Source organism: Algibacter mikhailovii (genome assembly GCF_014651495.1).
GTDB classification, from domain to species: Bacteria; Bacteroidota; Bacteroidia; order Flavobacteriales; family Flavobacteriaceae; genus Algibacter_E; species Algibacter_E mikhailovii.
Genome location: NZ_BMWZ01000012.1, coordinates 23,875 through 47,626 on the forward strand (window position 1 = coordinate 23,875; position 23,752 = coordinate 47,626).

Here is a 23,752-nt window from a genome sequence, read left to right on the forward strand (position 1 = left end):
TGAAAGTTGTGTTTAGGTGTTGTTTTATGACCGTATGAATTAAAAACGAATAAACAAACCAAACTTAGCTTAAGAGTTAAAATGTGTAAAGCACAAGTATAAATTTTTAAATTTTTTTAGTAATAAAGCGATAGATAAGTTTATGAAATTAGGAACCTTAATAGTAAGTGATAATCAAGAATTGCAGAATTCTATTATAAAAAAAATTAAGGAACTGATTAATTTTAAAAATCTAGAACCAGGTGATAAGTTACCTTCTGAGCGCATGTTGTCTGAGAAATTTGGTGTCACCAGAAGTAATGTTAGAGACGCCATTCAGAAACTAGAATTTTATGGTATATTAAAATCCATACCACAAAGTGGAACCTTTGTTGCTAATATTGGGGTCATCGCCATGAATGGCATGATTAACGATATTTTAAGGTTGGAATCTCCTGAATTTAAATCTCTAGTTGAGACTAGAATATTATTAGAATTAAAAACCGTAAGATTAGCTGCTTTAAGACGTACTGAAGAGGATTTAATATTGATAAAAGAAGCATCAGATGCTTATGAAAAGAAAGTATCTTCTGGGCAAGATGCTGTTCAGGAAGACTTGTTATTTCATTTAGCCATTGCTAAAGCCAGTGGTAATAGTACGGTGAATCGTTTCATGTTAACTATAACGCCACAAATCATTATAGATTTTGAGGAATATCATGTCTGTAATTCAGCTTTAGATCATTTAAGAGTGGATGAACACTTGCAAATTTATGAGGCTATAAAGCAAAGGGACCCTAAGTTGGCCAAACGTAAAATGAAAGAACACTTTAGTGTATTATATCAGTACTGTTATAGTGAGGATAACGTATTAAAATAGAGCAAACCTGTTATATGTAAGGCAATCTCAGGATGATTTATATTTTTAGTATTAAAATATGTTTGAATAGATAAATTTAAAAGAGACTTAATAACAAATAAACTAAATATGAAAATAAAAGGATTAAGATGGGCAATAATTGGGCTAATATTTTTGGCCACAGTTATAAATTACATTGATAGAAGTGCGCTCGGTATTATGTGGGGCGGTATTGATAAGGAAGGCACTATTGCGCATTCATTACAATTAACTAAAGATGATTACGCATTAATATTGAACATTTTTATGGTGGCCTATGCTTTAGGACAACTTTTTTCTGGTAAACTTTTTGATAAAGTAGGGACAAGAATAGGTTATGTGATTAGTATTGGTGTTTGGGGTATATCTTCTTTTATGCACTCCACGGTATCAGGTTTATTATCTATAGGATTTTTTAGAAGTACATTAGGACTTTCTGAGGCTGGAAACTGGCCTGGAGGGGTAAAAAGTAATGCCGAATGGTTTCCTATTACGGAACGTGCTATTGCACAAGGTTTATTTAATGCTGGAGCCTCTATAGGCTCAGTAGTCGCACCTCCACTTATTGCTGCTTTATTTGTGGCTTTTGGATGGCGCGTTACCTTTATGGTCATTGGTACCTTTGGTGTTTTATGGATTATTCCATGGTTATTAATTAACAAAGCAGGACCAAAGAAGCACCCTTGGATTACGGAAGAAGAACAAAAGTACATCCTTGAAGGTCAAAGTAAAGCTGATCAAGATGCTACGGAGGAGACTAAAGGAAAAACATTAAAGGAAATTCTATCGTTTAAAGAATCTTGGGCTGTGGTTATCGGACGATTCTTTTTAGAACCTATTTGGTGGTTGTTTGTAGGTTGGATGCCAATATACTTATTTGATGTGTACGGATTCAACGTGAAGGAAGTTGGTATGTTTTTATGGGTACCATATGTGGGTGCTGCCATAGGTAGTATTGCAGGAGGTTATGTGTCCGGAAAAATTATTGCAAAGACAAACTCTATAAATAAAGGCAGAAAGACTACTATTTTTATTGGTGGAATTATCATGTTAATTGGTCTTATTGCTACGGTATTAATGGGGGATACGGCTGAGAAATTTGTTGCTATTGTTTTTGTCGTTCTTTTTGGATTCCAATTTGCTATTAGTAATGTGCAAACCCTTCCAAGTGACTTTTTCAGTGGAAAATCTGTAGGATCATTAGCAGGATTAGGAGGTATGATTGGCGTGTTCTCAGTAATCGTGATGAACTTTTTAGTGCCAATAATTGTTAAGAAATTTTCATACACGCCTATATTTATCGCCATTGCGGTATTTGTACCTCTAGGTGTTGGAGCTATTTATTTCTTTGCAAAGAATATTAAATCTGTAGAATAAAATTAAAAGGTGTTTCACTGAAAAGTGATGAGATGGGTTGATTATTAATAAAAACTCTCTAAATAAGAAACCCATCTAACACAAATATAAAATTAGTATTAATATTAAAATTAAAATTGTCAAATATGAGTAATTCAAATGGAAAAGTTGCAGTTATTACTGGCGCAACAGGTGGAATTGGTTTTCAAGTAGCTAAAAGATTAGGAACAGATGGTTATACTGTTGTTTTAAACGGTATAGAAGATGAAGCCGGTGCACAGCGTGTAGCAGAGCTAACTGCAGAAGGTATCACAGCAGAATATTATGGTTTTGATGTAACTAATGAAGAGGCTGTAACTTCTAACATCAATAAAATTGGTGAAAAATATGGTAAGATTGACCTTTTAGTAAATAACGCAGGAGGTTTAGGCGGAAGATCTAGATTTGAAGAAATGACTACTGAATTTTACAGATTCGTTATGGCATTAAATTTAGATTCTACATTTTTTGCATCTAGAGCAGCTATACCATTCCTTAAGAAAGGTGAAAATGCATCAATTATTAACTATACCTCTATTGCAGGTTGGAATGCAGGAGGACCTGGAGCAGGGGTGTATGGTACATCAAAAGCTGCCGTTCACGCCATTACAAGAGCTTTAGCTAAAGATTTAGCTGAATATGGTATTCGTGTAAATGCAGTATCTCCAGGAACTATTGATACTGATTTCCATAAACAAATCAAATCAACAAAACCTGAAGTTTTTGCATCTTGGAAAAACAATATTCTATTGGGACGTTTAGGACAACCTGAAAATGTAGCTTCTGTAGTGTCATTTTTAGCAAGTGATGATGCGTCTTTCCTTACTGCTGAAACCATTCAAGTAACAGGTGGTCAAGGTTTAGGTATCTAATAAATAAAGGACTTCTAAGTAAGTTGAACACGTTTTTATAGTTTACAGCGAAGTACCAAAAAAGCCTTTCCAATTTATTTTGGAAAGGCTTTTTTTATTTGTTTTTATCGCGGTTTGATGTTTGTTATTGCGAACGCAGATATACAACCTTATAATTTACCCGTCATTGCGAACGCAGTGAAGCAATCTCATGAAAGTAACTGCAATTAGTCAGATGACTTCAGTCGTGCCTCCCTCGTCATGACGTGTTCGTCATTGTATATATAGAGAAGCACCCCAGGAATTTAATCGTCATTGAGAACGCAGTGAAGCAATCTCCTACAAATAAGTACTATTATTCCAATCAGCCAATAGCTTATAAGTGCATCTTAAAATAGGCAATGGTTTTTACTAGACCTGCTTCCAGTTGAATGTTGGGTTGCCAGCCATTCAATTGGGCTTTGGCTAAACTAATATCGGGTTGACGCTGCTTGGGATCATCCTGAGGAAGTGGCATAAATTTTAATTTAGAACTTGAACCCGTTAATTTAATAATGGATTCAGCCAATTCTAACATGGTAAATTCATTAGGATTCCCGAGGTTCACCGGACCTAAAAAATCTGGTTTAGAGTTCATCATGCGAATCATACCTTCCACTAAGTCATCTACATATTGAAACGATCGGGTTTGTAAGCCATCACCAAAAATAGTAATGTCTTCACCACGTAAGGCTTGCATGATGAAATTGGAGACCACGCGACCATCGTTAGGGTTCATATTAGGCCCATAGGTATTAAAAATGCGGATTATTTTTATGGCCACATTATTAGAGATATGATAATCCATAAATAAGGTCTCCGCACAGCGCTTGCCTTCATCATAACAGGAGCGAATACCAATGGGATTTACATGCCCCCAGTAGTCTTCTGTTTGCGGGTGTACCTTAGGGTCACCATAAACTTCACTAGTACTGGCCTGTAATATTTTGGCACCTATACGTTTGGCTAGTCCTAGCATATTCACAGCCCCTAAAACTGAGGTTTTAATGGTCTTTATTGGGTTGTGCTGATAGTGTACAGGGGAGGCGGGACAAGCCAGATTATAAATTTCATCAACCTCGGCAAAATAGGGGTGGGTCACATCATGCCGTACCAACTCAAAATAGGGATTGTCCATTAGGTGGACAATGTTTTTTTTAGACCCCGTAAAAAAATTATCTAAACAAATAACTTCATTGCCTTCTTTTAGTAGGCGTTCACATAAATGGGAGCCTACAAAACCTGCGCCTCCAGTCACTAATATTCTTTTCATTTGTAAACTTTTTTTTTATTTATAAGGCAATAGCCTGTTTATTTTTTTCATTGATAAAAATGCGAACCAAAAAATCTAGGATGACGACATTTTATCTAAATTTTTTGTTCAGCATTTACATTTTAAGAACGCGCTACTGAAATTCAGATAAATGGAAACAAACGTTTAGCTTAAGCAACTTCAAATTTCACAATACATTTTCTATATACCGTACAAAAAAACAAACTTAATGTTATTTTTTTATATTTCGATTATTCAATAATCAACTAACGCTTAAATGGGTTAAGCCAAGAGCGTTTTGCTTGCTGCTCACCATAACCATAACCATAACCATAACCATAACCATAACCATAACCTTTTTTGCTATCGGTATCATTCATGACCATAGCCATATTGGGTAAACGATTTTCGTTATATAGTTTTTTTGGAATCTCTAGCAGGCGCTTATCTAAATAATTGGCGCGTACTATGTATAAAAACATATCTGCTTTGGAGGCTATTTGCACCGTATCCGTTACCATGTTCACCGGTGCGGTGTCTACAATCACATAGTCGTAATGGGCCTTGCCATAGTCTAAAATCGTATCAAAGCGGCCATTCATGAGTAATTCTGAAGGATTTGGAGGGACTATTCCTGACTGAATCACATCAAACCCCCCTGAACTAGCACGCTCAATAATATCAGGAATTTCGATGCTTGTATCGTTTAAAAACATTGTCAGTCCTATTTTTGCAGAAGGCATATTTAAATATTCAGCTACTTTGGGCTTGCGTATATCGGCACCAATAAGGAGGACTTTCTTATTAGACATAGCTAATACGGTGGCCAGATTAATAGCCACAAAGGTTTTGCCTTCCCCAGGAACCGTCGAGGTAATATAAACTGTTTTTGAGGGATTATTTATGGTATGACCCAGCATAAAATTCATAGTGGTACGTAAGACTCTAAAGGCTTCAGCCAAAGCTCCCCTATCTTCTTTTACCAGTATTCTGTTTTCATGTATTGTTTTAGGTATATCACCTATAAAAGGGGCTTTCACAACGGCCTCTAATTCTTTAGGATTATGTATCTTATTATCGAGCAAAAACATCAGATATAGAATCATAAACGGTATGACAAACCCCAAAATTATGGCGATGACATAAAACCTTTTTCGTGATGGGCTTATGGCTACATCACTGCCATCGGCCGTATCAATAAGCTTTGCATTAGGTACCGTGACCGCTAAAGAAATGGCATTCTCTTCGCGTTTTTGCAATAAAAACAGGTAGAGGGTTTCTATAATTTGCTGTTGGCGTTGTATGTCTCTATATTCCCGTTCTTTTTTAGGTGCTGAGGTAATTCTGGCATTTATTTTTTGCTCCTGTGATTGAGCTTCTTCTAGGGCAATAACTAGTCGTGATTTTAAATTGGTCAAGCCTTGAGCAATACTCGCACGTATCTGCCCCAATTGCGCGTCTAGATTATTTAAAACGGGGTTATTTTTCCCTGAACTATTGGCAATGCGGCTGCGCTCTAAAAGAATTTCATTATAGCGAGTACTGTTGGTATTGACTTCTCCAGAGTTAATGCCTAAATTCTCTGGAATTAAGGCGTTTGCACTCACATCCATATGTGCCATGACGTAGTCCACCAATTTTAATTGGGTGTTTAAATCAATGATTTGTTTTTCTAACTGAGAGTTGGTTGTTAAAATTAACTTGGCCTCAGCAGGCATATCACTCAACTTATTTTTGGTTTTAAACGTTTCGGCGCTCTTATCTACTTTTTCCAATTCCGTTTCTATCAGAGCCAAACGTTCGTTTATAAAGACGTCCGTATTATTACCTACTAAACTTTTATATTCTACGCCATCCTTATTGTATTGTCGAACCAATTCGTTTAAAATAGCTTCTGCTTTAAGTTTGATAGGGCCCTTTAATTTCAATACTAAAATACTGGCCCAGTCAGATAATAGCTCGACCTTAAGGTTATTTCTGTAGGCTTCAGCAACCGCTTTTAAAGGCGCTGTATTTACAAAGTATGTGGCATTTATATCATTGGGTGTTATATCCTTTGGAGTAATGGTGATTTCTCCATATTGAGTGTGCACATTTTTACCAAAAGCATGGGTGCTACTGAATTTACCCTCAAAATCCGTTAATTTATAATGAGTATCTGAAAGTATTTGTAGGGTAAAAGTGGAATCCCGTTTAAAAAAGGTCGAGTCTTTTATGAAAAAAGCGGTTTTAAAAGGAAGCTCTTCTTTATACACTTCGCCGTGGCGTACATGTCCTTCTAAAAAATACGACACATTAAGTTCTAGTTTGCGCACAACACGCGACATTAAACTTCGAGACTTAAGGATGCCCATCTCATTTTCAATGTTTTTTGTACTCCCACTCAGAGCTCCTAAATCTTCTAATACTGCCAATTGCGAAGACAATCCCCCACTGGAGTCGTCATCAATTAATATGGTGGTGGAGACCTCATAGGTGTTTGGAGTATACCGTAACTTAATATAAGCACCAAGAACCGCTATAACTAAGGCCAAGGCAAACCATTTCCAGTAGTGTAAGTATTTTTCAATCTCGTGCCTAATATTGGTGCTCTCTTCTTCAACAAATATAAAATCGGAGGGTTTTTCGTTTTGCTGCATTTTCATTTATTTTATGATGATGGCCATTAAGGCTATCAGTAACGATATGGACGATATGATAACCCCTGTATTTGGACCAATCGCTGAGGAGTTAACACGCGTTTTATTGGGCGGGACATAGATCACATCATTCTGCTTTAAATTATAATAAGGGGAATCAAATACTTTCTTATTCGTTAAGTCTAAAGTGATAAACTCCTTTTTGCCGTTTTCTATTCTTATAAGCAGGACGCTTTCCCGTTTACCATAAATGGTTAAATCACCGGCTAAACTAATGGCTTCAATCACAGAGAGACGCTCGTTAGACACGGGGTAAGCCCCCGGGGTTTTTACCTCACCCAAAACGGACACTCTAAAATTCGCAAATCTAATATTTATAGTCGGATCAGTAATATATTCGATAAGATGGTCTTCCAACACTTTAGTTAATTGTTTTGTGGTTAAGCCCGCGATGTCTAATTTTCCTAAAACAGGAAAATTTATACGCCCATCATCATCCACTAGGTAAGCTATTGGCCTTGCATTAGCCACAGCATTACTAAGTATCGGCGTTTCATATAAATTGAAGGGTATAGCCGCTTCCGCATTGGTTGCTGTTACGTTAATATACAATAAATCACCAGTTTTAATTTGCGCAGCAAAGGCGGAGATACTATCGCTTATTACCTGCCCTTCCACCTCCTGGAAGTATTCTATTTTTTTTGATGAAGCACAGTTGCTTATCAATAATAAAACACCAATTAGGGTAAAGAGTGCTATGCGTTTGGTTTTCATGTGAATAGAAAATTTATAAGGTTTTGAGTTCATGCTTTTTAAGGCTTCGCAATTTCAAGCGATGAAAGATCATAAAAAATAACACTAATATTACCAGCAAAGCAAGGGTCATTTGAAAAGAATTGAAGTGGACCGATAAGAAAATGATACCAATGGCTAGGCTATAATTTAAGACCCCTAAAAGTAAGGCTATTTTATAATGTGCCCATCCCAAATCGAGTAAAACATGATGAATGTGGTTTCTATCCGCTATAAAGGGGCTTTGACGGTTAAGTAGTCGTATCCCAATAACCCGTAACATATCAAAAAGAGGCACCACCACAATAGCCGCAATGATAAATAGTCTGTTTTCAATTTTAAACCTAAATTCAGAAAAAGCGGTCGTTTCTATAGTTAAAAATTTTAAACTCAGAACGGCAATGCAAAAGCCAATAATTAAGGACCCCGTGTCTCCCATAAAAATCTTTTGCCAGTGCGAAAAATTATATCGCATAAAAGCGAGGAGCATAAAAATTAGGCCTAAACAGAGGAGCCAATAAAAGTTCAGCCCCATAGAGAAAAACACAAAACCCAACATGCTAAACATGCTAATGCCCAAGGCAGAAGCTAAACCGTCCACCCCATCAATAAGATTATACGCATTAATGATGGTGAGGGCAATAATAATATGGATGCCATCTAAAAGCCATGTAGGGACCTGCTTGAAGCCTAAAAATCCGTCAAATGAGGTGCTATGGTAGGTGGGGTGCATTAGTATGATAAATAGTGCTAAAATCTCAATCAATAGCCGCGCCCTCGGGGTAGACACTGCCAAATCATCCTTGAGACCAATGACAAAAATAAGGGTTAGCGCCGCCGTCAGGTTCAGGCCCATCTGTTCTAAGTCCATATGCTTTAATAAAAACATATTGACCATCAAGACCACAAAAAAGGCCAATCCACCCATAGTGGGTGTGGCTTTAACGTGGGCACTGCGTTCCCCTGGAATTTCGTTTAAATCATGGTGATTTACCATGAAAATAATCTTGGGAATTAAATAGTATACCAAAGAAAAGGAACAAACAACGATTAATAATGAAACGAATGGTAAATTAGAAAGTATGGCTTCTGACATAAATTGTAATAACAGTTTGTTCGATTTTGCTGCAAATATAGAATTTTTTGAATTTATTCAAGGGGTATTTCATCAAGCTTTATTGGGATATTCGTTACACGACCAATATTAGCTTTCTATGGCCATATTAGGTTTGTTTTGAGTATGTGCAATTAGGCCCCGAAATGAAAAAGGACAAAAGAACGTGCATGTATGCCGGTGTTAAGTTTTTATTCTTTCCGATATTGCTTATCTGATAGGTAGTTAGAATTACCAAAATGATGCTGTAGTTTAATATTTAGCGCCCCATGATGCTGAGCAAGTTGGTGATTTAGGCCAAGAAGTACTTCATAAAATTAAAATTAGACTATGGAAAGCCTGCTTAAAAATGATTATTTAACTCTGAAAACACTTGGTTAATTAAAAAACTGTTTAATTTTTGATGTGTTTTTTCTGAAAATGGAAAACATATTACCAACCTTATTTGAGGTGATTGCTCTATAATCTTCTTTTGTTTTTTGAATAATGTTTTTGATACTTTTATTACTTGCTCCTCCAAATCGCATTTTCGTTATAACTTCTGGTAAATAAACAAAAGTTAAAGTTTCATCTTTTAATATTCTGAGCATGAAATCATAATCAGCGGCAATACTATAGGATAAATCGAAATGGCCATATTTCTGATAGACAGACTTTCTTAGAAACAACGTCGGATGTGGTGGCATCCAACCCTGTTTCAATAATTTTGGTTGAAAGTCACAACTTTCCCAATGCCGAATAATTTTGGTATTACTTTGGTTGATATACTGTAAATCCCCATAAACGCCATCAACCTTTGTATTCTTAAAAATTGAGGACATAGCATTAAAAACATTATAAGATGCAAAAATGTCATCGGAATGCAGAAAACCAATAACATCCCCAGTTGCATAACGAATACCTTTATTTAATGCATCATAAATACCAGCATCATCTTCTGAAACCCAGCGAGAAATTTTATCCTGATGCTGTTTTATAAAATCAATTGTACCGTCTGTTGAACCCCCATCAATTACTATCCATTCAATAGGGTCATACTTTTGTGACATGATGGATTGAAGCACATCCGGCAATGTTTTTAAACTATTATAAGTCGCCGTAATAATAGATATTTTCATCAAAGTAGACATTATAATTTGATTTTGTTTAATTCTTTAATTTTGGTTTGAATTTGAAAAAAATAATGGGCTTTGTATTTAGCAAAATAGTAACCTGACATGCCATCTAAAATACCCAGTTTAAAAATAAAAGTTCCAATAAAATAAATTAAAGGCAACATTCCCGAAGACAAAAGATTGTATTTAAGCTTTTGTCTAAAAGTTAAATTGCTAAAGCCATTTACCTTGTTAAACATATAACGCTTAGCTTCCCAAGTTGAATACGCATTATGCCTTGATATATAATGTTCTAGACTTTTAAAATCCTTGTGAATAATAGTGTTTTTTATGTTTCCAACAGAACCGGAAATCTCAGGATGTTCATGAACTTCCATATCTAAATGACTCCAAGAATCTTCTTCTATTTTTTCAAACAACCCTGCATCTTTTTTAAAAAGCGCTAGCTTTCTCATTTTAAGACCATATTTTTGTTCCTTTCCTAAAAAATAATTGTTATAAAATATCCAAAAACCAGAGTGTTTCGTGCTGTTAATAGTGTCTTGTATTTCATCTAGAAACGATTCAGTGACAAATTCATCAGCATCTAAGAATAAAACCCAGTTATGCTTTATATTAACATTTTGTAATGCCCAATTTCTTTTTTTAGGAAACTGGCCATTCCACCTAAAGTCAACCAACTTAAAATCAAATTCCTTTACAATGGTTGGTGTTCTATCCGTACTTTGAGAATCTACAACAATGACTTCTGAAAAAGGGTGTAATTTTTCTAAACAGTAGGGTAGATTTAATTCCTCGTTTTTCACTGAAACGATGACAGTTATGGGTATTTTAGTATTAGTATTCAATATTTCTTTTTTTTATAAATTTAGCAGGGTTTCCGCCAACAATCGTCCAAGGATCTACATTTTTGTAAACTGAGGTCGTCGCGCCAACCACGGCACCTTCTCCTATAGTTACTCCCATGCCAATAAAGGCGCCTGCACCAATCCATGCTTGGTTTTTTATAACAATAGGCGCTGTAATTAGCGGATAGTCCTTTTTGCTAATATCATGAGATGCCGCACATAAAAATGTTTTTTGAGATACGGTAGCATGTGCGCCTATGGTAATTTTATCAACATTATAGCAGTCTACTTCTGGAGCCAGACATGAATATTCATGCATTTCTAAGTGCCAAGGCATATAAACCCTTGCTGTTGAGTATACTACAGACGTATTATGCATTTGAGCTCCAAATAAACGTAATAAAAATAATTTCCAAGCATTTCCTAAACGCCTTGGCAGAGGGCGCGCAAAAATGGCCCAAATTATATTCCAAACCAGGCGTTTCAATTGGTTTTCGCGGCTTATTCTATTTTTATAATTTGATAAGTCTATTTTGTTCAAATCAATTTGATAAATTTAATTAAACTCTATTGTTTTGTTTGGTGGAAAAAAAATTAAATTAGCAAAACCTGGTATTTCTTGGTTTTTTTTTATCAATTTATTTTCAAAGTCAATCCAGTAGCATGTGTAATTCTTATGTTTGAAATACTGAAATACTTTTTCTTTTGTTTCTTCACGTACTTCAATAAAAAATATCGTTTCTTTTAATACACTTTTTAAACCTTTTAGTACTTCATATTCAAAACCCTCAACATCTATTTTTACAAAATTTGGTATCCCGTATTTATTAATCAGTGAGTCACATTTAATTATTTCAACTTGTTCTTTAAATCCTTTATATCTTTTTTTAACAAACTCTCTTTTAAAAGACCCCATTCTGCCACCTGTTTCGCTGTCTCGGTAAAATTCTAAGATACCTTCTTCAGCACCTATACCGTTATTTAGACAAAATAAATTCTTCTTTTTATTAATATTAGTATTGAATTGTAAAAAACTAAAATTTTTATAATCGGGTTCAAAAGAAAATACTTTCCCCTTATTTCCAACTAATTCGCTAAACATCAAGGCATATTGTCCAATATTACCTCCAATATCAAAGACAACATCCCCTCTATTTATAAAGCCTTTAATTTTCTGTTGAAGGTTATTTTCGTATTTAATTTTTCCTTGAAAAAGAAAGTTCAAATGCTGTGAAATTTCATAAAACAATCTCGTGTTATCATTTATATATGGTTTACTTACAATTCTACTACCGTAAAATATTTTGGTAAGTTTTAATATTATATTATGTAGAAATGTTTTTATCATTTTTAGCGGTATATATTTAAATTGAAACAAATTTTGGTTTTTCACCTTCCTTTAAAATACGTTTATATAAGGTAATCATATCTTTTGCAACAGCTTTCATACTGTATTTATTTTCAATCAGTTTTCTACTATTTTTCCCCATAGTAATCAATTCAGATTCATTGGTTTGTATCTACCTCTGGAGCCAAACAGGCATATTCCTGCATTTCTACATGCCAGGGCATATAGACGTTTACTGAAGAATACTCCACAGCGGTATTATGAATTTGAGCGTCAAATAGACGCAATAAATATAGTTTCCAAGCATTTCCTGTTCGCCTTGGTAAAGGACGCGCAAAAATAGTCCATATTATGTTCTATAATCAAACTTGCTAATTTAATGGATTTTGATAATTTGATAGGTCTACTTTGTTCATATTATATCAATAAAATCAGGTTTATTGTTTTTGGCCAGGATCCACTGATATAATGCTAGCATCTGCTTTGCCACGGTCTCCATACTATATTTGTTTTCAATCAGTTTTCTGCCATTTACCCCCATAGATATCAATTCAGATTCATTGGTTTGCATCGCTGTTTCTAGTGTTTTTTTTAATGGTTCAACACCAATTTCAATCCACCAACCAGCTTGATGTGAGTTTAATTCTTCCCATGGAGTTCCTTTGGTAGTAATAACAGGTGCACCGCAGGCTAATGCTTCTGCGACTACAATACCAAAATTCTCAGAGTATGAAGGGAGTACAAACAAATTGGCTTCTTGGAATTTTTTCATTTTTTCCGCCCCAAAAATGGGCTCACTTATAACAATTTGATGCTGTAGTTTTTTTAATTTTATAATGTTTCTTAATTTTTTAATATAAATATCTTGACCATTTCCAACAATTTCTAATGTCCAGTGCTTTGTCACTTCATCGTTGAGCATACTCCACGCCTCGATTAATTCTTCTACGCCTTTGTTTTTAACTATTCTTGATAGAAATAGCATTTTTTTTTCATTAGAAATAGTTTTTTTTGTAAACTCGAGTTTTTTTAAGGGAATGCCATTTGGAATTATGGCAACAGGATTTTTATAACCCAAAGATCTAATGTTTAAAGCTTCTTGTTTTGACGTTGCATGAATAATAGTGGCCTTCCTTAAGTCCTTATCTTGAAATAGTTTCAAAGCTAACTTTTTTTTAAAGCCTTTATGCTTAATGGACCAGACATCAAGCATACCTCTTGGGGTAATGATATATGGGATATTCCTTTGCCTTGCAATTTGAGCCATTTGATGCACGGGATACTGCCACAATCCATGACCATGAAAAATATCAGTATTGATATTATTTAATTCTTGTTGCAATGTTTTGGAAAAACCTAGAAGCTCTTGGTTGTGAAAATTGAGTTGACCATTTTTAGAATCAAATTTTTTGATTATTGGGTTTTCACTAATTAAGGTGTTCAAATCAATTTTTAAAGTATCCTCTTGTTTTAGGATGGCCTGGATAGTATGCGTAACACTTCTTGATGGACCACCTGAGGCATTATCAATCGACGATATGATGTGGGAAATTTTCATTGAAACTAATTTTCTTTGGCTTGTCCGTGTAAATTAATCTATTCTTATATAGCTTTAATAAATTTAGCAGGATTACCTCCAACAATGCTTTTCGATTCTATATTTTTAGTTACTATTGATCCAGCGGCAATTATTGAATTATCCCCAATGAAGTCTACATTGTGAAGAATCACAGCATGGCTTCCTATCCATACATTTTCACCAATAGTTAAAGGTTTTCGCTGAGGCATGCTTCTTGGATCTAGTCCATGATCATGAGTAAAAATGCTAACACATTTAGAAATGGTAACATGGTTTGAAATTTCTAGATTCCCAGTATAGTCAATAGAAACATCAGTGCTTATTGAAACATTGTTCCCTATTTTAAGTTTGGCATCCTCTAATTCTGTACCGAAAGTTACATTGCGATTGATTATACAATTTTCTCCTAAATTTATCGTCTTCGGGAAACGATAAATCAAATTTCTATAAAATAAAGTGCCTTTACCAACTGTATTCAGGTTTCCTTTATGAATTATGAAAAATAAGTAATTAAAAATACGGTTATAGATTATATCAAATAAAATAAAGAGGGCGCCAATGATCCCCGTTAATTTACCGTTCCAAAGTTTTTTCATAAACTTAAAAATTGAGATGTAAATAATTCACTATGTGACTTTATATCAGAATTAAAAATTTGATGTAATGTTAAATCGCCATTTTTTATTAACTCTTGTTGTAATGATTTATCGTTTGCTAGCCTTTCAACTTGCTTAACAATTGATTGGGCAGATTTAGTTTCAATTTTAAGACAATTAATTTTATTTTCCATTATGCCCGAAATGTTGCCAACAAATGTCGTTATTACGGGAAGCTTAAAATATAATGCTTCATAAATAACCCTAGGAAACCCTTCATGATATGAAGGAAATAAAAATAGGGTGGCGTTTAAATAAAAAACCTTTAGTTTTATAGGGTCATAGACTGGACCATGTAATATCACATTATTTAAATTATTTTGTTTTATGAAATCCTCTACTTTAGAGGCATCATTACCTGAACCTATTAATCTAATTTGATAATCTGGCAACACCTTAATTAAGGTTTTTGCTGCTTCAAGTATTTCCCAAATTCCTTTATCCGTTTCAATTCTACCAACAAATAAAATCTCTTTTCTTTTTTTTAGAAACGTATGTGACAGTGGTTTAGTAAAATCATATAAAACCATAGGTTTTATTAGGTGACAATTTGAATTAATTTTATCGATGTCTTTTTTAAATACCAAGCCGACAGTATTAACAAACTTTGCTTTTCTTATCAGTGGTTTAGATAAAGCTTTATTATACTCGCCTCTTATATATAATCCATAAGGTTTATTAAATAAAAAGCATTTCCAAGCAAATAAGGTGGAGACATTTCCCGGGAAGAATATATACGTGAGTTTAGCCTCATGCTTAAAAAAAAGTATTTTTAAAAATACTGAGATGTAAGAAAACATCTTTTTATTGCCTTTTCGAAAGAAAACAGTTTTGATTTGATCATTATTAATTTGATAATCATTAATCCCTGAAGAAACTTGACCATCTTCTACAAATTGAAAAAAATTAATTTTTTGGTTTAATTGTTTTTCTACCTGATTAGCAAATACCCCCGTAGTTCTTGTCATAAAAACTGAACCATTATCACGCAAAAAACCAGCATTATTTATAAATAATATATTCATTGAGAATATTTAAATCATTAGTAACAATTGAATTTTTAAAAATAAACATTTTAAATCATTCAACCTTTTAGAAGTAAAAAAAGTAAAATAGTAAGAACTGGAGGTATTATGAGAAACGATAATTTTTTAGAATACAAACTGAAAGATCTTATCATAAATAAGGAGTATGATGCTCCCACCAACATAATTGGAATAAACGGTGTAGCATATCTGGGAGTAATACCTCCTTCTGTAAATGCGGGTATTAAATAGAATATGGCGCCTAAAACCATTGTTTTATTTAGTAATTTATTTTTGTGTTTTTTTCTTAAAAAAACGAAATAAAAGACAATCAGAATAAAAACAAAATACCATATGAAATTCATTTTCACTGAATAAATGTATATTGGCGGGGTTTCCGTTTCGCTCGAAGCTGTAAAAGGAAATGGCAGTAGCACTTGCATAGCAGTAGTAATTGGTAATAATTTTAACTTTTCCGTTATTCCTTTGTTTTTATAGTCTCCACCAATTAGGCTATACACTGTTGAACTGCCTTCATTTTTAGCATTCCCGTCTCTAAGAACATAGTTTTCTGTTAGAGTTTCTGTATTTAATTCATGAGTACTATATTGAAATGAAATAATTAATATCGCTCCAGTAATAACAAGAGAAATACTAATCAGAATTATATTTTTAAAATTGGATACTCCAACTATGGTAAGAAATATAATAGGTATTAAAAAAAGATATGGAGCACGAAGAAAACCTATTAATAGAAACCCTATAATAATTTTCAAAAAATCATATTTATTAAAATCAAAATATTTGAATTGGATGATTTTCACAAAAATTAATAAGAACGAAAATACAATAAGAGAATCCTTTATTAAGAGAGTGCTATTTCTAACAATATAAGGAACAAGCAAAAAAAGTAGCATAGCATAATTTGCAAGTTTTTCTTTTTTATAATTTCGATAAAAAACCAGAATAGCTAGCTTACGGATATAAATTAAAGACAACGAAAACATCCATAAATTAAGTAATAATCCTAAGATGAAATTTTCACCAAATAAAAAGTATAGAATTGCCAATAATAAAGGATATCCTATAAAGTTAATACTTATATTTTCTAAGCTTTGAGTATTACTAATTTCAGAAGCTAGTTCATGATATAAGAGGGCATCTTTTCCTAGACTTAAATTTGAGGTTGAAAAATCATAAAAGTGGAGATAATTTAAAAAAATAAAAAAGGAGGACAAAATGAATCCAGCAGTATAAATTTCAACTGATTTTCTTTTGCCATCAGTCTTTCTTAATGTTAGAATACCTGATATAAAAATAAAAAAACAACCAACACCAAAAATTATTGCTGTGTCAAAATCCTGTACAACAATTAAAAAATAGAGAGTCAGACAAAGTATATAAATAGAGACTAGACCTTGATTCATAATTTACTTATTATTAAAAAGGTTTCTCATAATATCCTTAATATCAGATAGCATAGAGAGGCGAAATAAAAATGCCACTATAAAAAAAACAATTGTTCCTAAAATGGTTTGGATTATTAGCATTATTATGTTCGAGTATGAGCTAAACACATCGTCTAAATAAAACATAACTCCTGCCATAACCATAGAAATTAAGATGACACCTAACACATCATTAATCTGTTCTTTTAAAGAATAACTTATAATTTTACCTGAAAAATGCATTGTTATCAAAGTGTTTATAATAGTAGCTACAAGATGGCCTAATACCATTGCTAAGACACTTATTTGAAGTGTAATAAAAATTGCTGTTAGAGTTATTAATCGTTTTGATATACTTACATTTAAGTATAATTTACTTTTTCCTTTTACCAAAAAAATATTTTGATTTATTGAATACAATGGAAAAATTGCGCCAGCTGCACATAAAACCATGAAGTAGGGTATAGCCGGTATCCACTTTTCACCTAAAACAAGAGGGATTAAATTCTTTCCTGTGGCCATCAAACCTAGCATCACGGGAAAAACGGCAAAAACAGCAATTTTAATAACTTTTCTATAGGCTTCTTTTAACTGTGCCTGTTGATCTTGTAAAATTGATAAGGTAGGGTAGGTTACATTTCTAATGACTTGAGTTAAAGTTTGGGAAGGGATACCGGCTAATAATTTAGCTTGGCTATAATAGCCTAAATCTGTTTTGGTATAAAACTTTCCAATCAGGAGTGTTTGTATATTTGAAGCAATAACATCAAAAAGACCTGATAGTAATAAATTACGACTAAAAGGAAAGAGCTTTTTCACGGGTTCAAAGTCAAAATTAAAAGAGGGTAACCATTTGGAAAAATACCAAAGTAATGTTACACGAAGGAATGAGGCAATAACCATTTGCCAGACTAAAGCCCAAACACCAAAACCTATATAGGCAAGATAAATGGCAATGACTCCAGAGAATATATTTGCAATAATAGTTCTGCTCGCCAAAATTTTGAAATTAACAGCCTGCACTATTTTTGCATTTTGAACGATACCAAATGAATTTATAAAAATTGTAAAAAATATGACTCTAGATATTTTTTTGAGCTCTGGAAAATTATAAAATTCACTAATAAAAGGAGCTGAGAAATACAAAAAGATATATAAAATAACCCCTACAATGATATTAAAATAAAAAACAGATGTAAAATCTTTTTGATTTGCATCTTGTTTTCTTATCAGGGCTTGGGAGAAACCACTATCTAAAATCACCTTTGAGAGTTCAGTAAAAATAACTAGTAAGCCAATAATACCAAAATCCTCTGGAGCTAAAATTCTGGCAAGAATTATTGTTATTAAAATTTGAACAATTTTACCTCCAAAAATTTCTAAACCATTCCAAAGTACACCCTGAATAGTTTTCAGCCTTAAACTCATGCGTGCCTAGATTTAATCACTTTACATGGATTACCTACGGCAATTGAGTTTGCAGGAATGTTTTTTGTTACTACAGATCCTGCTCCGATAATTGTATTATCTCCAATACATACTCCATCTACAACTGTAACTTGAGCACCAAGCCATACATTATCACCTATTTTTATTCCTTTGCTAGAAATGCCTTGTTCATTAATTAAAGTTGTAACATCATTAAAATTGTGATTTGACCCTACAATGACGCATAATGGCGCAATGAGACAGTTATTGCCAATTTGTACGGTGCCCATTATTAAACTTCCCCGGTTAATGGTACAATTTTTTCCAATTAGGATACTATTTCCACCATTGCAGCGCAACTCAACATTATCGCCTATGTGTACATTATCAGAAATCGTGTTTTTTTTATAAATCTTAACATTGCTACCTAGATATACGTTTTTACCGAGGTGTAGGGTTCCCCAAATTTCTACATTGCGGGATAACTGTAAATTATTGTGCCCTTTTCCTTGAATAAAAATTTGAAAAAATAAACCTCTTAACCTATTAAAAACAGAAATTCTTTTGTGATATAGACTCAATATATTCATGTAACCTTTTCTCTAATTACTTTTACAACTCTAGCAGGGCTTCCAATCGCAATAGTCCAAGCTGGAATATCCTTAGTTACAATAGATCCTGCTCCAATAATAGCACCTTCACCTATTATTACCCCTGGCATAATTATGCTTCCCATACCAATATGTGCTCCTTTCTTAATTAGTACCGGACGTTTAATATAATCCATCTTATTAATATCGGAGCCTTCATAATAATTTGATAAATCTCTTTGATGACAAAGAATTAGGCATCTACTTGTAATCCATGCCCCTTCTTCTATAGTGATATAAGAAGCATTTGTAACATCATAATAGACATCGTAACCAATACTAACATTTTTTCCAATATTACAACCAGTAAGCTTCCATATATTAGGTCTTACACTTACGTGAATTCTATTTAAGATAACCCAATTCTTTGCTATTTTGAATAACAACCAAAGAAAGTACAATTTGGTCTGAATCAATAAATAGCGAGGAAGTTTTAAAACTTTTCTAAACACAGTACTATTCAGTATTAGTTTTTTGGATAAAGATTTAATGTAATTTTAAACGTATCAAAATTAAATGGCATACTAAAACGTGGGATAGCTAATTGCTCATTATCTTGGTAATTAAATCTAACCCGCTTTGTAGAAAACCCCATTTTATAGCCGGCATCTCTAACACATTCTTTTGCATAATCCGTGTAATCACCATTGGGAAAAGCAAAGTAGTTACAATCTATTTGCAATTCCTTTTCAATTGTTTTTTTACTTTCTACTATTTGATTTTTTACTTCTTCCTTATTCTGATTGTCATGACAGCATATGTGATCTATACAATGCGAGCCAATGGTACAACCCGTTTTTTGAATTTCTCTGATTTCATCCCAAGTAAGCGGTTTTACAGAGTTATATTTATTTACTAGCATATCCCATTCATTTTCAGGAATATTATTAATCAACTGGCTGCAAATTATTTCAACATCTTTTAAGCTAGATTCTTTAATAAACTCATTTATTATGGCATATGTCTTTTTCTTTTCGTCATCACTTTTATTAATGGAAAGGTTGATATTTAAAAAAGGAATTGATACGTTAGTTATTGAAGATCCATAAATTACTAGTCTTAGTATTGATGTTGGAAATAATTTTCCTTCAGATATGTTTTTTGTAGAAATAAACACCGTATAAGGAATATTGCGTTCTTTTAAAATGGGAGCTAATACTGTTAAGTTATTCCTATAACCATCATCAAATGTAAGCAAAATTTCATCGCCAATGAATTTGTTATTCTTATACCTTAAATGGAAATCATCTATTCCGATAATAGAATAATTTTTTTCCAAATAGTTTAACTGCTTTATAAATGCTTTTTTATCAATACTTTCAGCCTCAATTAGTGGATCTGGATTATTATCTACGCCATGCCAAAATATAACTCTAGGAGTTTTATTTGTTTTTTTTAATAAAATATCTCCTCGAAAAAATAGAAATGTTTTTTTAAGTATACTCTTTATCATTTATAACTTTTTATATTTTCTATTTAGAATATAACGCTTACTCAAAATAATTAATAATTCTTTTTCCTAAGTGTCATCTTTCTCAATAACTCTAGTGACTAATGCTGTTTTTTATACTTTAATTTTATACAAAAATATAATATTAATATTAGCTTCTTGTTATGAAGCAAACTGTTCTTATATTCAGCAAGCAATTCAATAAGTAATCCCTCTAATAGTGGGCTCCGCAATAATTGTAACAATTGACTTTTTATTAAGAACTGCATAAAAGGGGCATTTGGAAGGGGATGAATATTGGCTGTTTTTAATGAGTTTCAGCTTTATCTACATTGGTTTGGGCTGGACAACTAATAATGACGTTTATATTATTCAGGGCAATGAAATCAGCCTCGGACTGATGATTGCGAATATCTAAGGTGTCTACCTCCATAAAAATAAAGTTGTACTGGGCATAGTTGGATGCCAATGCCTTGATTTTAGATCCACATTGGTCCTTTAATCCAGTAATTAATAGGTTTGTCATTATTTTTTTAAATTTGAAATCATCGCGAAGGTGAAATGACTGCGACAATATTTAGAATTGAATTTGAAACATGAATTCTTTATTTCTGAGATCAATTTCATGCATGGTTGTTATTAAAGAACATGATTTTTTTACAGCTTCTAAGTTTGTATAGTTATAGTTCAAATTACTAAAGTGCTAGAAAATGCCATAAGTTTTATAAAGTATCTTCTGCATTTTCAAAAACTCCTTTTACATCGTATACAATGCCATTAGGAACTTTTAGCGTATTTAAATCCATAGACATAAATTCATGATGAGCGACACCCAAAACTAAGGCATCAAATCGGACTTTAGGTTGGGTTCGTACCGTTTGTAATTTGTATTCGTGTTGTACTCCTTCAGGTGATGCTAAAGGATCGTAAATAGTAACCCTTATCCCATAGGTCTCTAATTCGCGCACAACATCTACAACTTTCGTGTTACGTACATCTGGGCAATTTTCTTTAAATGTAATCCCCATCATCAAAACATTGGCGCCTTTTATTTTAAAATCGTTGGCCAACATTAATTTTACAACTTGTGATGCAATATATGAACCCATGGAATCATTCATGCGTCTTCCAGCCAAAATTATTTCTGGATGATAACCAACTTCTTGAGCTTTTTGCGCTAAGTAATAAGGGTCCACACCAATACAGTGTTCTCCTACCAAACTTGGTTTAAAAGGTGAAAAATTCCATTTGGTTCCAGCTGCCTTCAAAACCGCATGGGTATCAATGACCATCAAATTAAATATTTTGGCTAATTCATTTACAAAAGCAATATTAATATCGCGTTGTGAGTTTTCGATGACTTTTGATGCTTCGGCAACTTTAATATTTGGAGCGAAATGAGTTCCTGCTGTGATAACAGATTTATGGAGTTCGTCTACTTTTAATCCAATTTCAGGCGTAGAACCAGCGGTGACTTTTAAAATTTTTTCTACGGTATGCTCCTTATCTCTAGGGTTGATGCGTTCAGGAGAATAGCCAGCATAAAAATCAGCGTTATATTGAAATCCAGAAATTTTTTCGAATACAGGAATACACTCCTCTTCGGTAGCACCGGGATACACCGTGGATTCATTTACTACGATATCTGCTGCTTTTAAAACAGTGCCTACCGTTTCACTCGCTTTCACCAAAGGTGTTAAAACGGGTCGATTGTTTTTATCTACAGGTGTGAGAACCGTTATAATAAAATAATTGCAATGCTCAAGGTCTTCTAATTTGTTGGAGCAATACAAACCATTAGCATTCGTGTTTTTCGAAACCAAAACACTTTGTAGCGTGGCGTCATCAACTTCTAATGTGCTATCCATTCCTGACATTAATTCAATAATTATACCTTCATTAATATCAAAACCAACTACGGCATTTTTTGTGCCAAACTAACGTGCTAGTGGCAAGCCTATAGATCCTAGGTCTATAACCGCAATTTTTGCTTTTAGACTCACTTTTTGTGTTTTTTATTAAGTCTTATATAGTATTAGTTTTTTGAAGTGTAAATTACATTTCTTTCGTTTCCTTTAATGGAGAATTCAAATTTGGGGTATCCATAGATGTATTGGTCTCAGCGGCGGTATTTTCTCCTTTTTTTTAATAGTAAATACTCCATCTCCATATTGTATTACTGTTGCTCGGTGCTGTTACTATATATGCTAAATTTACCTGTAACATTCATATTAAGACGCCTGTGTTTTGAAAATCAAGTGCTATAAATCAAAAGGTTCTTATCTTCACTAAACAATCCAATAAAGAATCTCTCCAATAGGGTATTTTTAAGCCATAAGTCTCAATTATTGCCTTATTATTAAGTACAGAATAAAAGGGTCTTTTGGCTGGGGTGGGGTATTGGCTACTTTCAATGGGGGTTACCTTTACTACCATATTTTCTAAAGCAAAAATAGTCTTGGCAAAATCATACCAACTACACACACCTTTGTTCGAGTAGTGCAATATTTTAACCGCTTCATTATTGATGTTCGGTAAAATTGTTAAAATGGCTTGAGCTAAATCGGCCGCATAGGTTGGGGTGCCAACTTGGTCGGCCACAACACTTAATGCATCACGTTCTTTACCTAAGCGCAGCATGGTTTTTACAAAATTGTTACCAAAACTGGAATAAACCCATGAGGTTCTTATAATTAGGGTGTTTGCTGGATTTATGTGTTGTATGGCCTGTTCTCCTGCCAGCTTGGTCCTACCATAAACGCTTTGTGGGTTTGGGGTATCGGTTTCAATATAAGGTTTATGGTTTGTCCCATCAAACACATAGTCTGTGGATACATGTATTAGTGTTATGCCATGTACTTTGGCCAGTTGAGCAAAATTTTTAACGGCTAAATGATTAATGGCATTGGCTATGTCCTCTTGGGTTTCAGCTTTGTCTACAGCGGTATAGGCTGCACAGTTTATAATGACCTGTATTTGATTCTCTGTAATAAAATCAGCCACAGCTTCATGGTTGCAAATATCTAAATCATAAACATCGGTAAAAATAAAATTGTACTGGGCATAGTGGGATGCTAATGCCTTGAGTTCTGATCCTAATTGGCCGTTGGAACCTGTGATTAGTACGTTGGTCATGAATTAATATTGTGGTTTGTAGTCATTTGGTTGAACTTAGAGACCGGGTATTTTTTGTACTTTAAATGATAGAGTTTACCGCAGTCGTTC

22 protein-coding genes and 1 pseudogene are annotated in these 23,752 nt (G+C 33.4%); 3 read left to right on the forward strand and 20 right to left on the reverse strand.

From position 1 onward, the window contains the following. The first annotated feature begins 142 nt into the window (after positions 1-142). The 3 genes from IE051_RS17560 (at position 143) to IE051_RS17570 (ending at position 3,144) form a co-directional block, all read left to right on the forward strand. Positions 143-859 (forward strand): FadR/GntR family transcriptional regulator, encoded by a 717-nt coding sequence (locus IE051_RS17560; protein WP_189362728.1) that lies wholly within the window; start codon positions 143-145, stop codon positions 857-859. Between the two features lie 108 nt (positions 860-967). Continuing rightward, positions 968-2,254: an MFS transporter gene (locus IE051_RS17565; protein ID WP_189362729.1), complete on the forward strand. Its 1,287-nt coding sequence runs from the start codon at positions 968-970 to the stop codon at positions 2,252-2,254. 125 nt (positions 2,255-2,379) lie between these two features. Beyond that, a complete protein-coding gene (locus tag IE051_RS17570) occupies positions 2,380-3,144 on the forward strand; it encodes an SDR family NAD(P)-dependent oxidoreductase (protein ID WP_189362730.1) in 765 nt (254 codons plus the stop codon). Between the two features lie 355 nt (positions 3,145-3,499). On the opposite strand, the gene IE051_RS17575 is transcribed toward IE051_RS17570, so the two are convergent. From IE051_RS17575 to rfbD, 20 genes and pseudogenes are all read right to left on the reverse strand, one after another. Next, entirely contained in the window at positions 3,500-4,435 is a 936-nt protein-coding gene (locus IE051_RS17575; RefSeq protein ID WP_189362731.1) for a UDP-glucuronic acid decarboxylase family protein, read from the reverse strand. A gap of 266 nt (positions 4,436-4,701) precedes the next feature. Next, positions 4,702-7,074 carry a GumC family protein gene (locus tag IE051_RS17580; RefSeq protein WP_189362732.1) on the reverse strand — a complete coding sequence of 791 codons (2,373 nt, stop codon included), beginning with the start codon at positions 7,072-7,074 and terminating at the stop codon, positions 4,702-4,704. Positions 7,075-7,080: 6 nt separating this feature from the next. After that, positions 7,081-7,848, reverse strand: a complete 768-nt coding sequence (locus tag IE051_RS17585) for a polysaccharide biosynthesis/export family protein (protein ID WP_189362733.1) — start codon at positions 7,846-7,848, stop codon at positions 7,081-7,083. 13 nt (positions 7,849-7,861) lie between these two features. After that, entirely contained in the window at positions 7,862-8,962 is a 1,101-nt protein-coding gene (locus IE051_RS17590) for an MraY family glycosyltransferase (protein ID WP_189362734.1), read from the reverse strand. Positions 8,963-9,357: 395 nt separating this feature from the next. Beyond that, entirely contained in the window at positions 9,358-10,098 is a 741-nt protein-coding gene (locus tag IE051_RS17595; protein WP_189362735.1) for a glycosyltransferase family 2 protein, read from the reverse strand. Positions 10,099-10,109: 11 nt separating this feature from the next. Beyond that, positions 10,110-10,943 (reverse strand): glycosyltransferase family 2 protein, encoded by an 834-nt coding sequence (locus IE051_RS17600; protein ID WP_189362736.1) that lies wholly within the window; start codon positions 10,941-10,943, stop codon positions 10,110-10,112. Continuing rightward, the gene (locus tag IE051_RS17605) at positions 10,933-11,484 is read right to left on the reverse strand and encodes an LbetaH domain-containing protein (RefSeq protein WP_189362737.1); all 552 of its coding nucleotides are present in this window, start codon (positions 11,482-11,484) and stop codon (positions 10,933-10,935) included. The genes IE051_RS17600 and IE051_RS17605 overlap by 11 nt, the downstream gene beginning before the upstream one ends. A gap of 15 nt (positions 11,485-11,499) precedes the next feature. After that, on the reverse strand, positions 11,500-12,291 hold the full coding sequence (locus IE051_RS17610) for an FkbM family methyltransferase (RefSeq protein WP_189362738.1): 792 nt from the start codon (positions 12,289-12,291) through the stop codon (positions 11,500-11,502). Positions 12,292-12,449: 158 nt separating this feature from the next. Then, positions 12,450-12,578, reverse strand: a complete 129-nt coding sequence (locus IE051_RS18695) for a hypothetical protein (protein WP_262891398.1) — start codon at positions 12,576-12,578, stop codon at positions 12,450-12,452. Positions 12,579-12,703: 125 nt separating this feature from the next. Further along, the gene (locus IE051_RS17615) at positions 12,704-13,849 is read right to left on the reverse strand and encodes a glycosyltransferase (protein ID WP_189362739.1); all 1,146 of its coding nucleotides are present in this window, start codon (positions 13,847-13,849) and stop codon (positions 12,704-12,706) included. 44 nt (positions 13,850-13,893) lie between these two features. Continuing rightward, positions 13,894-14,466 carry an acyltransferase gene (locus IE051_RS17620; protein WP_189362740.1) on the reverse strand — a complete coding sequence of 191 codons (573 nt, stop codon included), beginning with the start codon at positions 14,464-14,466 and terminating at the stop codon, positions 13,894-13,896. Continuing rightward, positions 14,463-15,551, reverse strand: a complete 1,089-nt coding sequence (locus IE051_RS17625) for a glycosyltransferase (protein ID WP_189362741.1) — start codon at positions 15,549-15,551, stop codon at positions 14,463-14,465. The genes IE051_RS17620 and IE051_RS17625 overlap by 4 nt, the downstream gene beginning before the upstream one ends. Before the next feature lie 59 nt (positions 15,552-15,610). Next, positions 15,611-16,978: a hypothetical protein gene (locus tag IE051_RS17630; RefSeq protein WP_189362742.1), complete on the reverse strand. Its 1,368-nt coding sequence runs from the start codon at positions 16,976-16,978 to the stop codon at positions 15,611-15,613. A 3-nt stretch (positions 16,979-16,981) separates the two neighbouring features. Then, complete coding sequence (locus IE051_RS17635; RefSeq protein WP_189362743.1) at positions 16,982-18,427, reverse strand: lipopolysaccharide biosynthesis protein; 1,446 nt, start codon at positions 18,425-18,427, stop codon at positions 16,982-16,984. After that, a complete protein-coding gene (locus IE051_RS17640; RefSeq protein ID WP_189362744.1) occupies positions 18,424-19,017 on the reverse strand; it encodes an acyltransferase in 594 nt (197 codons plus the stop codon). Before IE051_RS17640 ends, IE051_RS17635 begins: the two co-directional genes overlap by 4 nt. Beyond that, the gene (locus IE051_RS18645; RefSeq protein WP_229796865.1) at positions 19,014-19,493 is read right to left on the reverse strand and encodes an acyltransferase; all 480 of its coding nucleotides are present in this window, start codon (positions 19,491-19,493) and stop codon (positions 19,014-19,016) included. Before IE051_RS18645 ends, IE051_RS17640 begins: the two co-directional genes overlap by 4 nt. Positions 19,494-19,543: 50 nt before the next feature. Next, positions 19,544-20,530 carry a polysaccharide deacetylase family protein gene (locus tag IE051_RS17650; protein WP_189362745.1) on the reverse strand — a complete coding sequence of 329 codons (987 nt, stop codon included), beginning with the start codon at positions 20,528-20,530 and terminating at the stop codon, positions 19,544-19,546. Between the two features lie 304 nt (positions 20,531-20,834). Beyond that, on the reverse strand, positions 20,835-21,053 hold the full coding sequence (locus IE051_RS17655) for a sugar nucleotide-binding protein (protein ID WP_189362746.1): 219 nt from the start codon (positions 21,051-21,053) through the stop codon (positions 20,835-20,837). 196 nt (positions 21,054-21,249) lie between these two features. Further along, positions 21,250-22,530: pseudogene (locus tag IE051_RS17660) on the reverse strand (nucleotide sugar dehydrogenase). 265 nt (positions 22,531-22,795) lie between these two features. After that, positions 22,796-23,662, reverse strand: a complete 867-nt coding sequence (gene rfbD, locus IE051_RS17665; protein WP_189362747.1) for a dTDP-4-dehydrorhamnose reductase — start codon at positions 23,660-23,662, stop codon at positions 22,796-22,798. Between the last annotated feature and the right edge of the window lie 90 nt (positions 23,663-23,752).

Bases quoted from the DNA above. Each gene is read 5' to 3' on its own strand.
- IE051_RS17615 (WP_189362739.1), bottom strand. From the start codon at position 13,849: ATGAAAATTTCCCACATCATATCGTCGATTGATAATGCCTCAGGTGGT.
- IE051_RS17590 (WP_189362734.1), bottom strand. From the start codon at position 8,962: ATGTCAGAAGCCATACTTTCTAATTTACCATTCGTTTCATTATTAATC.
- IE051_RS17575 (WP_189362731.1), bottom strand. From the start codon at position 4,435: ATGAAAAGAATATTAGTGACTGGAGGCGCAGGTTTTGTAGGCTCCCAT.
- IE051_RS17580 (WP_189362732.1), bottom strand. From the start codon at position 7,074: ATGCAGCAAAACGAAAAACCCTCCGATTTTATATTTGTTGAAGAAGAG.
- IE051_RS17625 (WP_189362741.1), bottom strand. From the start codon at position 15,551: ATGAATATATTATTTATAAATAATGCTGGTTTTTTGCGTGATAATGGT.
- IE051_RS17570 (WP_189362730.1), top strand. From the start codon at position 2,380: ATGAGTAATTCAAATGGAAAAGTTGCAGTTATTACTGGCGCAACAGGT.
- IE051_RS17585 (WP_189362733.1), bottom strand. From the start codon at position 7,848: ATGAAAACCAAACGCATAGCACTCTTTACCCTAATTGGTGTTTTATTA.
- IE051_RS17655 (WP_189362746.1), bottom strand. From the start codon at position 21,053: ATGACAAACCTATTAATTACTGGATTAAAGGACCAATGTGGATCTAAA.
- IE051_RS17565 (WP_189362729.1), top strand. From the start codon at position 968: ATGAAAATAAAAGGATTAAGATGGGCAATAATTGGGCTAATATTTTTG.
- IE051_RS17635 (WP_189362743.1), bottom strand. From the start codon at position 18,427: ATGAGTTTAAGGCTGAAAACTATTCAGGGTGTACTTTGGAATGGTTTA.
- IE051_RS17620 (WP_189362740.1), bottom strand. From the start codon at position 14,466: ATGAAAAAACTTTGGAACGGTAAATTAACGGGGATCATTGGCGCCCTC.
- IE051_RS17595 (WP_189362735.1), bottom strand. From the start codon at position 10,098: ATGAAAATATCTATTATTACGGCGACTTATAATAGTTTAAAAACATTG.
- IE051_RS17610 (WP_189362738.1), bottom strand. From the start codon at position 12,291: ATGATAAAAACATTTCTACATAATATAATATTAAAACTTACCAAAATA.
- IE051_RS17640 (WP_189362744.1), bottom strand. From the start codon at position 19,017: ATGAATATATTGAGTCTATATCACAAAAGAATTTCTGTTTTTAATAGG.
- IE051_RS17630 (WP_189362742.1), bottom strand. From the start codon at position 16,978: ATGAATCAAGGTCTAGTCTCTATTTATATACTTTGTCTGACTCTCTAT.
- IE051_RS17560 (WP_189362728.1), top strand. From the start codon at position 143: ATGAAATTAGGAACCTTAATAGTAAGTGATAATCAAGAATTGCAGAAT.
- rfbD (WP_189362747.1), bottom strand. From the start codon at position 23,662: ATGACCAACGTACTAATCACAGGTTCCAACGGCCAATTAGGATCAGAA.
- IE051_RS17650 (WP_189362745.1), bottom strand. From the start codon at position 20,530: ATGATAAAGAGTATACTTAAAAAAACATTTCTATTTTTTCGAGGAGAT.